A 12,290-nucleotide genomic window follows, 5' to 3' on the forward strand; every position below is an offset into this window, starting at 1 on the left:
CTGCACGCCGCGGTTCGACACCCGGCGATCGTCCGCCCCGAGCGGATCCTCGACGGCCCTGACGGGCCTACCCTGGTATACCCGTGGCTCGACGGCAGCGTGCTCAACCACGCCACCACACACGGGTTCGGACCGCAGCCGCTGGCCCGTTTCCAGCAGCTTCCCGTTCCCGAGGTCGAGGCAGCCATCGACACCATCCTCGACACGCACCTGGCCGTTACCGCAGCCGGCTACATCGCCGTCCACCTGGCGGCTGCTTCCTGTACGACTTCACCGCCCGCCGGATGCGCCTGATCGACCTGGACGAGTACCGGCCGGGCCCCTTCGTCCTCGACGCCGACCGCCTCCCGGGCTCCCGCCGATACATGGCCCCGGAAGAGTTCGTCCGCGGTGCCGTCACCGACCAGCGCACCACCGTCTACACCCTCGGCCGCACCATCCACCACCTTCTGGACTCCCCACACCGCTGGCGGGGATCGCCGGCCCAAGCCAAGGTAGCGGCCCGTGCGAGCCGTGCGGCACCCGCAGACCGATACTCGGACGTGGCGGGCTTGGTCGCAGCCTGGCGATCCGGGCTGATGTCGTGAGGCAGCGCGACAGGGCTATGGGTCATGTTGTTCGTGCCCTCCGCCGAAGAGCCGCCACCGGACCGTGGGCCCCGGCGATCGGCGCTTGCATGAGCAACGGCCGAACAGCGGGAGTGTTCGATCGGCAAGCCGACAGATGCGACCCAATGTCTACCTTCTTCCGTAGTTTGGTGAGCACCGCTCATGCAGGAGGACGGATGCCCCACGTCCGCGTTCGGATCGATTTCACACCGCTTGCCGACGACGACGAGTTCGTTCTCGGCGAACTGACCGACGATCTAACGGACGAACTCCGCGAGATCGGCGAGGTGGAGCGCGTCGAACGCCCGGTTGTCGAGCCAAATGCCAAAGGCGTCGCAGAGCTGGCGATCGGTGTGGTGACCGTGCTGGTGGGCACGGAACCCGGCTACGTGCAGGCGTTGGTCGAGGTGGTTCTGGCCTTCCTCCGACGCCACGACGGGCGCCGGGTACACCTGCGGGTCGGCGACATCGAGCTGACGATCGACCAGCCCACTCACGGCCAGATTGATGAACTGATCAGCACGGTACGGGCCGCGATCGAGCGGGCCCGCCCCTGATGGGACGGCATGCCCTGCTGCTTGGCACGGCCACTTACCACGTCGACCGTGAGCTCGCGCCCCTTCCGTCGGTACATCACGACGTAGCGCAGCTCAAGACGTTGCTGGACGGTGCCGGCGAGTTCGACACCGTACGCGCTGAACTCGACCTGCCGGCGGAACACCTGCGCCAGTCCGTCGAGGAGTTCTACGGCGCGCGCCGCAGAGACGACCTGGCCCTGCTCTACTACTCCGGCCACGGGGTGCTACACGGCGACGGGCAATCACTGTTCCTCGCCGCGACGGACACGGTCAGTGGAAGTTTGCACGCATCCGCGCTGGACACCGACGGCACCCTGCGCCATTTGCTCAACGACACGAAGGCCAGCCAGAAGGTAGTCCTCCTCGACTGCTGCTTCTCCGGCGCGTTCACGGCACGGAACCGATTCCGCGGTGGGGTGCGTGAAGAGCCGCGCCGCCTCAAGCGTCAACGTGGAACCTTCATCCTGACGTCAAGCACGCACATGAAGGCGTCGAAGGCGCAGGGACCGGATCGCCCGTCGGTCTTCACCGAGGTGCTCCTCGAGGGTCTGCGCGGCGCGGCCGAAGGGCCGTCCGACGACGGTTGGATCACCAACAACGACCTCTCCCGATACACCCTGACCGAGATGGCGCGGCGCCGCCAGCAAACACCGGTCGAGTCGAGTGAGGGCGTCACCGAGCCGATCAGACTGGCGACGGCACCAGGATCCGCCGCGGCAGCGAGACAGGTCGCGGCCGTCACGTCGAGCCCTGCGGACGAGGCGCCGTTCGACGCGGACCAGTGGCGCCGCCTCGTGACCTACTACATCAACTGTATGCAGCGGTCGACCGTGCTGCAGTCGCTCATCGATCCTCGCGAGACCCGGTCGTATGTCGCCGCGCCACCAGGGTCTGAGGCGGTCTTCACCTCGGAGACGCCCGTCAAGCTGAATGGTTCGGCAGCCGAACTCGCCGCCAGGGCCCGTGATGGCGGCAAGGAACTGCAGTACGGCTATCCGGTCGTCGCCGTTCGACCGGCCCGGCAGAAGCCAGTGCGGCTCGCCCCACTGCTGGTCTGTGACGTCACCGTCGGCGTGGACGACGTTCTGCACGCCTCCTTCCCACCCCGCCCCAGCGCCGCGCTCGTCGACCTGTTTCAGCTCTCCGACGTGGAGAGCGACGATCTGCTGCAACGGATCGAACAGGCATTCGCGCCGGGTGACCCCACCTCCCTCACCGCCACCGTCGAGGTGCTGGTGAAGACGTTCGGGCTGAACCCGGTGACGGAACTGGACCCGAAGATGCTGGCAGGCACCATCCGGCCGGGACCGGTGAACGGGGTGCAGAACGCGGCGATCATGTACACCGTCGACGCCGCCGAGTCGCCGCAGCGGCAGCTCGTCGACGACCTACGCGGCACGATCAAGAACCCTCGGCTCATCGACCAGACGGCACTGGGCGCTCTGGCGCGCCGACCCGACGAGGCGACCGCGACGTCGGTCGTGACGGTGGCGATGAGCGCGACGAACGAGGCGCAGGAAGAGATCATCCAGGCGGCGATGTCCCAGCCGTTGACGGTGGCCCAGGGGCCGCCGGGTACCGGCAAGAGTCAGCTCGTCACCGCCCTGCTCGCCACCGCCACCGCAGCCGGTCAGAGCGTGCTGATCGGCTCCACGAGCAACCAGGCCGTCGACTCGGTGCTTGACCGGGTGACTGACCTGATCGGCCCGGGCCTGCTGCTGCGTACCGGCAACAAGGAACACCGTTCGCAGGAACCCACACACGTCGCCGACATCCTGGCCGCGTATCCACCGACGGACCGGCCCGCCACGCCGGACGACCGGACCCCACCGCATGAGTTGCGACTGCTCGCTGACGAGATTGCCGGCCTCCGTGCCGAGTTGGACGAGCGGCGGCTGCTCGAACGCGACCTCGCGGACCTCGCCGTCGAGCGTGACGCTGGCTCAGACGCCGGTGGGGCCGCGCTGCCGACCGACAACACCGCGCTGGAGCATCTTGTCCAGCTGACCGATCGAGCGCTCGCCAGCAGGTGGTTCGGCTGGTGGTACCGGTGGCGGCTGCGGTCGTACCAGCTCGTCGGCCGGAACGCCATCGAGGCGCTCGCCGAGCGGGCGGTGATCGAGCTGCGCTGGCGAGAGCGCCAGCAGCGCCTCGCCAAGCTACCCCACGCCGACGGTTCCTGGCGGAGACTGGTCGACCTGATCAGCACCGAGCGACCCGCTCTCAGCATCGACCTGTTGCGGGCCCAGATCGCTCGGCGGGTAGCTGCGGGCACACGCCTGCTCCAGGATCGAGCCGATGAGATGTCCAGGCCGCAGTCGGACAGCTGGGCCTACTTCCCGGAACTGCTGCGGGTGCTGCCGGGCTGGGCGGTGACCGCCCTCTCCGCCCGACGCCTGAAGAGAAGCCCCGCCATGTACGACCTCGTGGTGATCGACGAGGCGGCGCAGTGCACCATCCCCGCGATCCTGCCCATGCTCTATCGGGCGAAGCGCGCCCTGCTCATCGGGGACCCGCGTCAGCTCGCGCCCGTCGTGGACCTGCCCGAACCTGACGACGTCACCGAGCGGGCCCGCGCCGGTCTGAGCACCGGTTGGCTCGCCAACCGGCGGCTGACCTACACCGCCCATTCCGCGTACGACGCTTTCGCCGCCGCGTCGGGCACCGCACTTCTCCTCGATGAGCACTACCGGTGCCACCCGAACATCATCGAGGTACCCAACCAGGAGGTCTACCAGGGCCGGCTCACCGTACTGACGGATCCGGCCCGACTGGCCGCTGCGGCCGATCCTGCCGTCCGCTGGCGCGACGTGCCTGGGGCGTTCAGCCCCGGGGTCACCGGATCCGGGTTCAATGAGGCCGAGATCGACGCGGTCGTCGCCGAGGTTACGGCCTTGCGCAGCGCGTACCCCGATGCCTCGATCGGGGTGGTCACGCCACTGGCCGTGCATCAACGTCGGCTGGCGGCAGCCCTTCGCAGCGCCGGCCTCACCGACAACCTGCTCTGCGCCACGATCCACAAATTTCAGGGCAGCGAACGGGACATCATGGTCGTCTCACCGGCGGGGGCACACGGCATTCCGGACCGTACCCGCAGTTGGCTGATACACGAGACCAACCTGTGGAACGTCGCCATCACCAGGGCGCGGTCCCAGCTCGTCGTGATCGGCGACCGGTCATGGTGGTCGGGTCAACGCGGACTGCTGACCGCCCTGGCGTCGATCCGTGAGGTCGCCGACGCTCCGCTGGACTCCGCGACCGGGGCGGTGGACCGATTGCACCGTGCCCTTCGAAGCCCCGGCCTCACCGTGCGGCGCGACGTCGCCGTGGCCGGGCGCGCTGTCGATCTGGTGGTACGACGTGACGATGTCGAGCTGACTGTCGTCGTCGACGATCCAGCGGGTGATCCCGCTGGCCGGGCGCTGCGTAAGGTCCTCGCCCAACTCGACATTATCGGTGGTTCCACGCCTGTCCATCGGGTGCCTGCCTGGCGCTGCCTGGCCGAGCCGGAGCAGGTGGCGGCAGAGTTGCTCAGCGAGCTGAGCAGGCAACAGCAGGCGCAGGACGGCGGGTAGGCCAAAGCCGGTACCGCAGCTCGCTGATCATCAACCGGGAATGGTGAGCCGACCAGGCAGAACAGGTAGCTGACCCAGGCGCTTGCGGCCCACCAGATGGAATCACCGATGCCGGACCGCGCCGGCTCGTGGGTGCTCTACGGGTGCTCGGACGACGCCCCGCATCAGTCGGATTCACCACGCCGTCCCCGGATTCGTGCCCTCGTTGGACGACCACCGCAACATCACGACACGCAGGTTGGGCGCGGACCAGCGCGAACCCGGCCGGACGACGCGCGCGGAGTCCGGACCGTCAACACCGCGCGACACTTAGCGTGCGTTTATCCGCTCCTGGGCACTTTTAATCCATAGGTTCAGGGTTCGAGTCCCTGGCGGCCCACCATCTACCGTCTCTGAGCTGCGTAAACGCGGGGAAAAGATCATCGGGCACAACCAGGGCACAGCCTAGCTGTGATCTTGGCTTGCGGGGGTGGCGGGCCGATTGGCGGCAGCTTGGCGTAGGAGCTGCCCGACGACGCCGCGCGGGCGATCCTTCTTCGGCAGCCAGTGGATGTAGGTCTCCAGGGTGATTCGCTGGTTGGTGTGCCGCAGCGCCTTCTGGACGTCCTGCGGTTCGAAGCCGCTGCTCAGAGCGTGGTGGCGAAGAAGTGCCGCAGGGAGTGGAACGTTCCCTCCTTCGGCCAGCCGGCGGCCTCACGCCAGCCCGCCCACAAGCCCGTGTCGACGAGGCCAGGGCTGTAACCCACGTCGTGCAGCCACGCGGAAGCGACCAACACATCACGTTCCCCCGCAACGGCGTCGCTGACGGCGCGGGCCTTTGCCGCTATCGCCTGAACGTGACTCCATCGCCGGGGCAACGGAGCTTCCGACTTGCGACGTGCGATCTCCCCGAGCGACATCGACGATGGCGGCCATGCGCTCAGCGCAAGGACGCTCATGCTCCCCACCATCCCGCCAACAGGTGAGCACGGGTGGCGGCCGGCCGCCGGCGTGTGATCCGACAACTGACGGGCGACACTTCTCCGTCACCTGATGCGCGACAGTGGCGCTGCATGGGGACCGGGGTTTGCGCTGGACGTCAAATCGGTGAGGAAAGCCTGAAGTAGCGGCTTACCCGGCGCGTCCCGTCGGCTCGGATCCACCGGTCCTCCCGAGCTGGAAGCTCCACTGCATCCAGACTGAGGATGGCTGCGGCAGAGCGCAAGTTGCGTTCATCGGTACGGAACTGCACCCACGCCGCGCCCCCGTCGAACGCGGCGGACACCATCAGCCGCTTCGCCCGCCGGTTGGCGCCACTACCCCACAGCGGCGGCGAAAGGTAGGTGGACCCGATCTCCACGCCGGCATCGTCAGCGGGGTCGAAGACGAAGGAGCTGGTACCTGCTACGGCACCAGCGACCTCGATGATCCAGGTGGAACGTAGGCCGTCAGCCAGGCGCCTGGCAAACCGGGTAGCCAGCGCAGCGGCGGAATCAGGAGCCCCGCCGGGGATGTGCTGCCAAACGGGCGGATCATCCAGCACTCGGAACAGGTCGGATGCGTCCCGCTCGGCGCTGTACGGACGCAACACCATGTCGCCGTCAACCATCGGGGCCCGCACCTTCAACGGCCAGTCCACCACGGCATTGTGCCCGCTCGGCTAACCCGCCTGCCTGCCAGGCGGTGAGGGCCGACGGTGACGCGTCGAAGGCGGCGACCGCTCCCCTCGCTCTCATGCCGCGAGAGGCGCGTCGCCTGTCGCAGATCAGTTGGCGGACGCATGTCGCACATCAGCCGACGGAGGACACCCAGGTGATGACCGTCGCCGACAAGTTTTCTGTACGTCTTCAAGGCGGCCATGAACGGGCCGCATGCGCCGCCGCCTGGCGCGCGCCGGCCGCTGCCGCTGTCGCTCCGCGGCCGTCTCGCCGAACGCCGGTGGCTGGCGCGGAGAGCGGGAAGCCCGGAGGGCGGCGGTCGTGGCTTACGGCTACTGCGCCGCCGGCGGGGGCGCTCCGGCTACAGGATGGCCGAAGACCTTCGGCGGGTCACGCCCGTGGGTGGTTGCGGTAGGCCATCCCGCCTGCCATCGACCTGAGCAAGCCGAGCAGACCACCGCCCGCTCCCCTGTGGGGCGGGTCGATGGCAGACGGGATGTTAGAAGCCGCGAACGCTGCTGACGCCTATAAGGTGCGCATTGCGGCCGCTAACCGATAGAGTTCCCGCAGCTTTCCGAAGTGGAGGAGCGTTACCTGTGGAGCGACATCAGTACATACGGGCTCTCGTGTCACAACTGCTTGAGGAATCTCCTCTAACTTCGGAAGTGGTCATTGTCGACGTTCGTCACTTGATGAGTGTAGGTGAAGAGAAGTTGGCCTTCGATACGATGTGCTCATGGATTTATGAGGATTCCCTCTCGATTACTTCGGCTTACTACGAGCGTCTCGTGTCCGCCGCCCAAGAACTGGGCACTCCGAGATCAACAGATAGACTCGATGAGCTTATTGAGGACTGAGAGCGTGTCTCGGGTAGCGAGTTAGGGCAGCGCTTATGGCAGGTGAGCGCGGGAGAAGCCGATGCAGGTTGCCGGCGATGAGCGATGCTGGCCCAATGCATTCCTGATCTTTACAAGGCAGGGTTAAGTTCAAGCCCGGGCGTCGCCTGGGCTCGTGCCCGATACAGGGGTCAACACCAGCCAGCGAAGGCCCCCAGCAGCGCTTGGCCATCTCGCCCGTACTCCCATGACCAGGCGGCACTACGCCCAGCGGTCGCGACTTAGCCCGATTCCCAAGCTGACAGTCGGCATCGCGGGCGACCGACTGTGCGGCACGGCGGCGGGCGAGGGCAACTGTGCAGATGTCCGGCAGCGGCAGCGTGGCGTCCGAGGCGGCCGTCATCGTCTCCCGGTGCAGCAGTTCGGCACCGACCCGCTGGAGCTGTCGGTCGACGCTCAGCTCTCCGGCGTCGAGGTCGATGTCAGCCCAGGTGAGTCCCAACATCTCGCCCTTGCGCAGACCGAGCACCAGGACCAGGACGTACGCGGCGTAGAGCGGGTCATCGTCGGCGCGGGGCGACTCCAGGAACCGCCGCGCCTCGTCGCTCGTCCACGCCTTCCGCTTGCGCTTCCGTACCGGTGGCAGCTTCACCAGGGATGCCGTGTCGCGCTGGCGCCGGCCCGCCCGGCTGCCTACCGTGTCGAGGTCCTCGCCGGCACCGGGTGAGGCGTGACCGTGAAGGGGCACCCGACGATGGCGGACCTTGGGCGAACTTGGATACCGGCACCTCGCCGGATGGCAGGCACCACGGCCGAGTTCGTCCTGGACGGCACGCCCGGTCGCCTCGTCATTACCGCCGCCGCTGACCGGTCCGCCCACGTCTCGCTGCACGTCGACAAGCACGGCTCCACCCTGGCCGGCCTGACCGACGCCCTGTCGACCGCGATCACCGTCGGGCTACACGCCGGGGCGCCCGTGTCCGAGTTCGTGGCGGAACTACGGCACACTCGCTACGCCCCCGCAGGCCGCACCGGCGACCCCGAGGTGCCAGAAGCCACGTCGCTCAGCGACTACCTCGCAAGCCGGCTCGCGCGCACCCACGGCGACATACGAGGACGCGGGGCGTATTCGCCCAACAACTAGCGCGCCGCGCGGTCCCTGCTGCGGACGCGGCGCCGCCAAAACAGCCAAGCTGGCGCACACGCTCCGGCGGCCGCCCGCCCCGCGTCGAGCCCTACCCCAGCGCCTTGACGGCCGGGCCCGCCGCGGCCCGCTCCCGCGTGATGCGGCGCCGGGTCGGCAGCCCGAGCGTCGGGTTGGCGACGCCCCAGGCGGCCCCCTTGCAGACCAGCTCCTTGTAGACGGCGGCGAGTCGTCCGGTCAGGACCGCCTGCACGGCACGGTCGTCGGCGGTGACGTACTGGATCAAGCCCTCCTTGCGGCCCAGGGAGATGCACTGGTTGAAGTAGCGCAGCGGCGTGTCCGGGAGCTTCCCGCCGGTCAGGCGTGCCGCGATCGCGTCGGCGGCCTGCCACGCCGTGGGGATGCCCGAGGCGCACGACATCCGCAACGGCTTGTTGCCCGGTCCCATCGCGTGGGCCGCGTCGCCGACGGCGTACACGTCGGGGTGCGAGACCGAGCGCATGGTTGCGTCGACCACGATCTGGCCGGTGCCGGTGACCTCCAGGGCGGTCGCCTTCGCGATCGGATGCACCACGAAGCCGGTGGTCCAGACGGTGACTGCGGCCGGGATGGTCTTGCCGTCGGCCGTGGCGACGCCGTCGGCTTCGACGCCGGTGACGGCGGCGTGCTCGTGCACGGTGATCCCGAGCTTGCCGAAGACCTTCCGCAGGTGCGCGCGGCCCTTTGGCGAGAGCCAGTCGCCGAGACCGCCGCGGACGGCGAGGGCGACGTCGAGGTCGGGGCGGGCCTCGGCGATCTCGGTCGCGGCCTCCAAACCGGTGAGGCCGCCGCCGACGACGACCACGGTCTGCCTGGCGTCGAGGCGGGCCAGGCGCTCGCGCAGTCGGAGTGCTCCGGAACGGCTGGCGATCTCATGGGTGTGCTCGGCAGCCCCGGGGACTCCCTGGGCGCTCCAGCCGCTTCCGAGGGCGTAGACGAGCGTGTCATAGGCGAGTTCCTCGGAGCCGTTCGCGTCGGTGACGGCGACGGTCTTGCGGTCGACGTCGACGCCGGTGACCCTCGCGAGCCTCAGTTCGACGCCGGTGCCCGCGAACATCTCGCTGAATGGCCGGGGCTTGAGGTGCTGGCCCACCGCCAACTGGTGCATCCGGACGCGTTCGACGAAGTCGGGCTCGGCGTTGACAAGGGTGACGGCGACGTTCTCGCGGCGGAGCCGCTTGGCGAGCCGGCCGGCGGCGACGGCTCCGGTGTACCCGGCTCCGAGGACGATGATGCGGTGCTGCATTTCCCTGCTCCTGTCTTCCGCGGGTTCGCCACTTGAACCGGACGGCCCGCCGTTTCCTGACAGGAGCGCCATGTGAAGCACCTCACACGACGGCTAGAAGGCGTTGAACAGGGGCTTCCCGTGGTTGCTGGCCGTCCAGTGCGCGGTCGCGCGTTCGAGCTTGTCGGGGTTGACCTGGCTGCGGAACGCGGCGATGCCCTCGGCCGTGACCTCCAGGCACATGACGCCGATGACCCTGCCGTCCACGACCGCCACGACGGCGGGGTCACCGTTGGCGGTCCAGGCGTAGACCTCGGGTGCACCGCCGGCCAGGGCGCGCTTGGCCTCGCCGGGTTTGAACAGGCCCCGCAGGAACTTCGCGACCGCCACGGTGCCCTCGAACGCCTTGGCCCGGGCCGGAACCTTCCCGCCGCCGTCGCCGATCGCGATGGCGTCCGCGGTGAGCAGGCGCACGAGCGGCTCGGTCTGGCCGCTGGTGGCGGCCGCCAGGAACTCCTCGACGATCCGCCGGGCGGCTGCCTCGTCGATCTCGGTGCGGGCCTTGCCGTCCGCGAGGTGCTTCTTGGCGCGGTGGAAGATCTGCTGACTGGCAGCCTCGGTGATGTCGAGGATCTCCGCGATCTCTCGGTGCGGGTAGTCGAAGGCCTCCCGCAGCACGTACACCGCCCGCTCCTTCGGTAGGAGGCGCTCCAGAAGGGTGAGGACCGCGTACGAGACCGACTCGCGCTGCTCGGCGGTGTCGGCCGGGCCGAGCATGGGGTCCCCGGCGAGCAGCGGCTCGGGGAGCCATTGACCCACATAGGTCTCGCGGCGCGCCCGTGCGGAGGTGAGCTGGTTGAGGCACAGGTTGGTGAGGACCTTCGTCAGCCACGCCTCGGGGACCTCGATGCGGTCGACGTCGGCGGCATGCCAGCGCAGGAACGCCTCCTGCACGGCGTCCTCGGCCTCCCCCGCAGATCCGAGGAGGCGGTAGGCGATGGCTTCCAGGCGCGGCCTGAATGCCTCGAACCGGTCGGCATCGTCCGCGGTAAGGGGCATGGTCCGAGCCTAACCAGCTACCTCGACTCTGCACCGCCGGCAAGCCACCTGTCATGGCCCTACCTGGGCCCTGCTGTCCTCGCCACACCGCACGCCAACGGCAAGCCGGTCACACGACCTCGACCGACGTCCGTGGGCAGTGCAACCAGGCGGTTCGGTGTCGTCCGCCTGCTCCTGGTCCTCAAGCGCTCGGCAACTCGATGGAGGTGGCGTAGACCGTGGGCTGCCGAGGCTCCGCTCCGGACGTCGGTGAACAGGCGCAGGTCCAAGCTCCCTTTCCTCGATCTTCACCAGCCGCCCGGGAAAGAACAAGACTGTTTCCCGCTCTGGGACGTGCGGGTCGACGACGCCGAGCATCCGGCGCGGGAACTGCGCCGGATGCACGGCGTCTTCCAGGAGGAGGTGCTGCCGACCATCCAGCAGCTGCCCACCCGCGACGACCCCATGGGCGAGGCCGCCCGGCAGGCCCTGGGGTAGCCCGCGTCCGCAGAAGATCGGCTCCGCTGAATTCCGGACGATCTTCGTACAGGTGGCTGCCTTCTCGTCGAATGCGGACGAGCAGCCTTCGGCCGTTGCAACTGGTCGGCCAGGACCCGAATCCTCTGACGGGCTCATCGCCTCTTACCTGTGCCGGCGAGACACGCCGGCGGAGAACTGGAGGATGACATGGAGCTCGTATGGTGGGTTGCCATCGCCGTCGGAGCCCTCGTGGTCTGCATGTGCGCCGTATTCCTGCGGCGGCGGAGGGGACGTTCCCGTGGCTGAGACGGCATGGCCGAGCGAGCAGTTGGTTCTCGCCGCCCAGCGCGGGGACATCGCGTCGATCACCGCACTGGTCTGCGGCTCGTACCCGGGCGTGCGGCGGTTCGCGCACACGCTGTGCGCCACGCCCGAAGATGCCGAGGATGCGGCGCAGGAGGCGTTGATCATCCTCTACCGCAAGATTGGCACGCTGCGTGCCTCTGGGGCGCTGGCATCGTGGATGTTTCGGATCGTACGCAACGAATGCCTGCGCCAGCTGCGGCTCGTCGGCCAACGCCCTGCGCCACTGGCCGACATCGCCACGGCGTCGGCCGAGGACGAGGTGCTGCAACGCCTCGAAGCCGGCCGCGTCGCCGAGGCGATCGCCGCGTTGCCCGCCGACCAGCGTCATGTGCTGATCATGCGGGACATCCAGGGCTTCCCGGGCCGGGCCGTCGCCGACGCGCTCGGCCTCAGCACGGCCGCGATGAAGTCCCGGCTGCACCGCGCCCGTGCCTCGGTGCACCGCGCCCTGCAGGGAGGAATGATCGATGGTTGACGGTCCCTCGTTTGCCAGCCAATCGCTGGCGCGGCACCTCGCCCGTGGCCTGGTCGGGTTCGGCGGGCTGATCGGCTCGATCGCACTCCTGCCAGTCGTTGGCCCGGTGAGCCTGCTGCTGTTCCCCGTTGGCCTGCTCGCACTCCGCGGATGTCCAATGTGCTGGGCTGTCGGCCTCGTACAGACGCTTTCGAGGGGGCGCCTGCAGCGCTCCTGCACCGACGGTCGCTGCGAGCTGAAAAGAAGGACGACGTAGGGGCGACGGCGAACTCGACTCACTGACCCGCCG

Annotated in this window: 13 protein-coding genes; 9 read left to right on the forward strand and 4 right to left on the reverse strand. The window is 68.7% G+C overall.

What is annotated here, in order from left to right; translation table 11 throughout:
* The first annotated feature begins 99 nt into the window (after positions 1 to 99).
* The 4 genes from ACGF5C_RS29605 (at position 100) to ACGF5C_RS29620 (ending at position 4,761) form a co-directional block, all read left to right on the forward strand.
* Positions 100 to 294, forward strand: coding sequence for a hypothetical protein (locus ACGF5C_RS29605; protein WP_393306885.1), 195 nt, complete (start codon positions 100 to 102; stop codon positions 292 to 294).
* On the forward strand, positions 285 to 587 hold the full coding sequence (locus tag ACGF5C_RS29610; RefSeq protein WP_393306887.1) for a hypothetical protein: 303 nt from the start codon (positions 285 to 287) through the stop codon (positions 585 to 587). The genes ACGF5C_RS29605 and ACGF5C_RS29610 overlap by 10 nt, the downstream gene beginning before the upstream one ends.
* Before the next feature lie 197 nt (positions 588 to 784).
* Entirely contained in the window at positions 785 to 1,165 is a 381-nt protein-coding gene (locus ACGF5C_RS29615) for a hypothetical protein (protein WP_393306889.1), read from the forward strand.
* Complete coding sequence (locus tag ACGF5C_RS29620; protein WP_393306891.1) at positions 1,165 to 4,761, forward strand: AAA domain-containing protein; 3,597 nt, start codon at positions 1,165 to 1,167, stop codon at positions 4,759 to 4,761. Before ACGF5C_RS29615 ends, ACGF5C_RS29620 begins: the two co-directional genes overlap by 1 nt.
* Positions 4,762 to 5,387: 626 nt before the next feature.
* On the opposite strand, the gene ACGF5C_RS29625 is transcribed toward ACGF5C_RS29620, so the two are convergent.
* Positions 5,388 to 5,699, reverse strand: coding sequence for a hypothetical protein (locus ACGF5C_RS29625; RefSeq protein ID WP_393306893.1), 312 nt, complete (start codon positions 5,697 to 5,699; stop codon positions 5,388 to 5,390).
* Between the two features lie 140 nt (positions 5,700 to 5,839).
* On the reverse strand, positions 5,840 to 6,349 hold the full coding sequence (locus ACGF5C_RS29630) for a GNAT family N-acetyltransferase (RefSeq protein ID WP_393306895.1): 510 nt from the start codon (positions 6,347 to 6,349) through the stop codon (positions 5,840 to 5,842).
* 645 nt (positions 6,350 to 6,994) lie between these two features.
* Here ACGF5C_RS29630 and ACGF5C_RS29635 point away from each other — a divergent pair.
* The 3 genes from ACGF5C_RS29635 (at position 6,995) to ACGF5C_RS29645 (ending at position 8,378) form a co-directional block, all read left to right on the forward strand.
* Positions 6,995 to 7,255, forward strand: a complete 261-nt coding sequence (locus ACGF5C_RS29635) for a MafI family immunity protein (RefSeq protein WP_393306897.1) — start codon at positions 6,995 to 6,997, stop codon at positions 7,253 to 7,255.
* A gap of 391 nt (positions 7,256 to 7,646) precedes the next feature.
* Positions 7,647 to 7,961 (forward strand): hypothetical protein, encoded by a 315-nt coding sequence (locus ACGF5C_RS29640; RefSeq protein ID WP_393306898.1) that lies wholly within the window; start codon positions 7,647 to 7,649, stop codon positions 7,959 to 7,961.
* Between the two features lie 69 nt (positions 7,962 to 8,030).
* Entirely contained in the window at positions 8,031 to 8,378 is a 348-nt protein-coding gene (locus ACGF5C_RS29645; RefSeq protein ID WP_393306900.1) for a hypothetical protein, read from the forward strand.
* A 91-nt stretch (positions 8,379 to 8,469) separates the two neighbouring features.
* Here the strand turns inward: ACGF5C_RS29645 and ACGF5C_RS29650 are convergent, their stop codons facing one another.
* Both ACGF5C_RS29650 and sigJ read right to left on the reverse strand, forming a co-directional pair.
* The gene (locus tag ACGF5C_RS29650) at positions 8,470 to 9,663 is read right to left on the reverse strand and encodes an NAD(P)/FAD-dependent oxidoreductase (protein WP_393306964.1); all 1,194 of its coding nucleotides are present in this window, start codon (positions 9,661 to 9,663) and stop codon (positions 8,470 to 8,472) included.
* Positions 9,664 to 9,756: 93 nt separating this feature from the next.
* A complete protein-coding gene (gene sigJ, locus ACGF5C_RS29655; RefSeq protein ID WP_393306902.1) occupies positions 9,757 to 10,701 on the reverse strand; it encodes an RNA polymerase sigma factor SigJ in 945 nt (314 codons plus the stop codon).
* A 333-nt stretch (positions 10,702 to 11,034) separates the two neighbouring features.
* On the opposite strand from sigJ, the gene ACGF5C_RS29660 reads away from it, so the two are divergent.
* Both ACGF5C_RS29660 and ACGF5C_RS29665 read left to right on the forward strand, forming a co-directional pair.
* Positions 11,035 to 11,178 (forward strand): hypothetical protein, encoded by a 144-nt coding sequence (locus ACGF5C_RS29660; protein ID WP_393306904.1) that lies wholly within the window; start codon positions 11,035 to 11,037, stop codon positions 11,176 to 11,178.
* 280 nt (positions 11,179 to 11,458) lie between these two features.
* The gene (locus ACGF5C_RS29665; RefSeq protein WP_393306906.1) at positions 11,459 to 12,001 is read left to right on the forward strand and encodes an RNA polymerase sigma factor; all 543 of its coding nucleotides are present in this window, start codon (positions 11,459 to 11,461) and stop codon (positions 11,999 to 12,001) included.
* The last annotated feature ends 289 nt before the right edge of the window (positions 12,002 to 12,290 follow it).

Source organism: Micromonospora sp. NPDC047620 (genome assembly GCF_043205005.1).
GTDB lineage: Bacteria > Actinomycetota > Actinomycetes > Mycobacteriales > Micromonosporaceae > Micromonospora.

What these genes read in the sequence shown, in the direction of transcription:
- ACGF5C_RS29610 (WP_393306887.1), top strand. Translation starts at nt 285, where the DNA reads ATGCGCCTGATCGACCTGGACGAGTACCGGCCGGGCCCCTTCGTCCTC.
- ACGF5C_RS29615 (WP_393306889.1), top strand. Translation starts at nt 785, where the DNA reads ATGCCCCACGTCCGCGTTCGGATCGATTTCACACCGCTTGCCGACGAC.
- ACGF5C_RS29620 (WP_393306891.1), top strand. Translation starts at nt 1,165, where the DNA reads ATGGGACGGCATGCCCTGCTGCTTGGCACGGCCACTTACCACGTCGAC.
- ACGF5C_RS29625 (WP_393306893.1), bottom strand. Translation starts at nt 5,699, where the DNA reads ATGAGCGTCCTTGCGCTGAGCGCATGGCCGCCATCGTCGATGTCGCTC.
- ACGF5C_RS29630 (WP_393306895.1), bottom strand. Translation starts at nt 6,349, where the DNA reads ATGGTTGACGGCGACATGGTGTTGCGTCCGTACAGCGCCGAGCGGGAC.
- ACGF5C_RS29645 (WP_393306900.1), top strand. Translation starts at nt 8,031, where the DNA reads ATGGCAGGCACCACGGCCGAGTTCGTCCTGGACGGCACGCCCGGTCGC.
- ACGF5C_RS29650 (WP_393306964.1), bottom strand. Translation starts at nt 9,663, where the DNA reads ATGCAGCACCGCATCATCGTCCTCGGAGCCGGGTACACCGGAGCCGTC.
- sigJ (WP_393306902.1), bottom strand. Translation starts at nt 10,701, where the DNA reads ATGCCCCTTACCGCGGACGATGCCGACCGGTTCGAGGCATTCAGGCCG.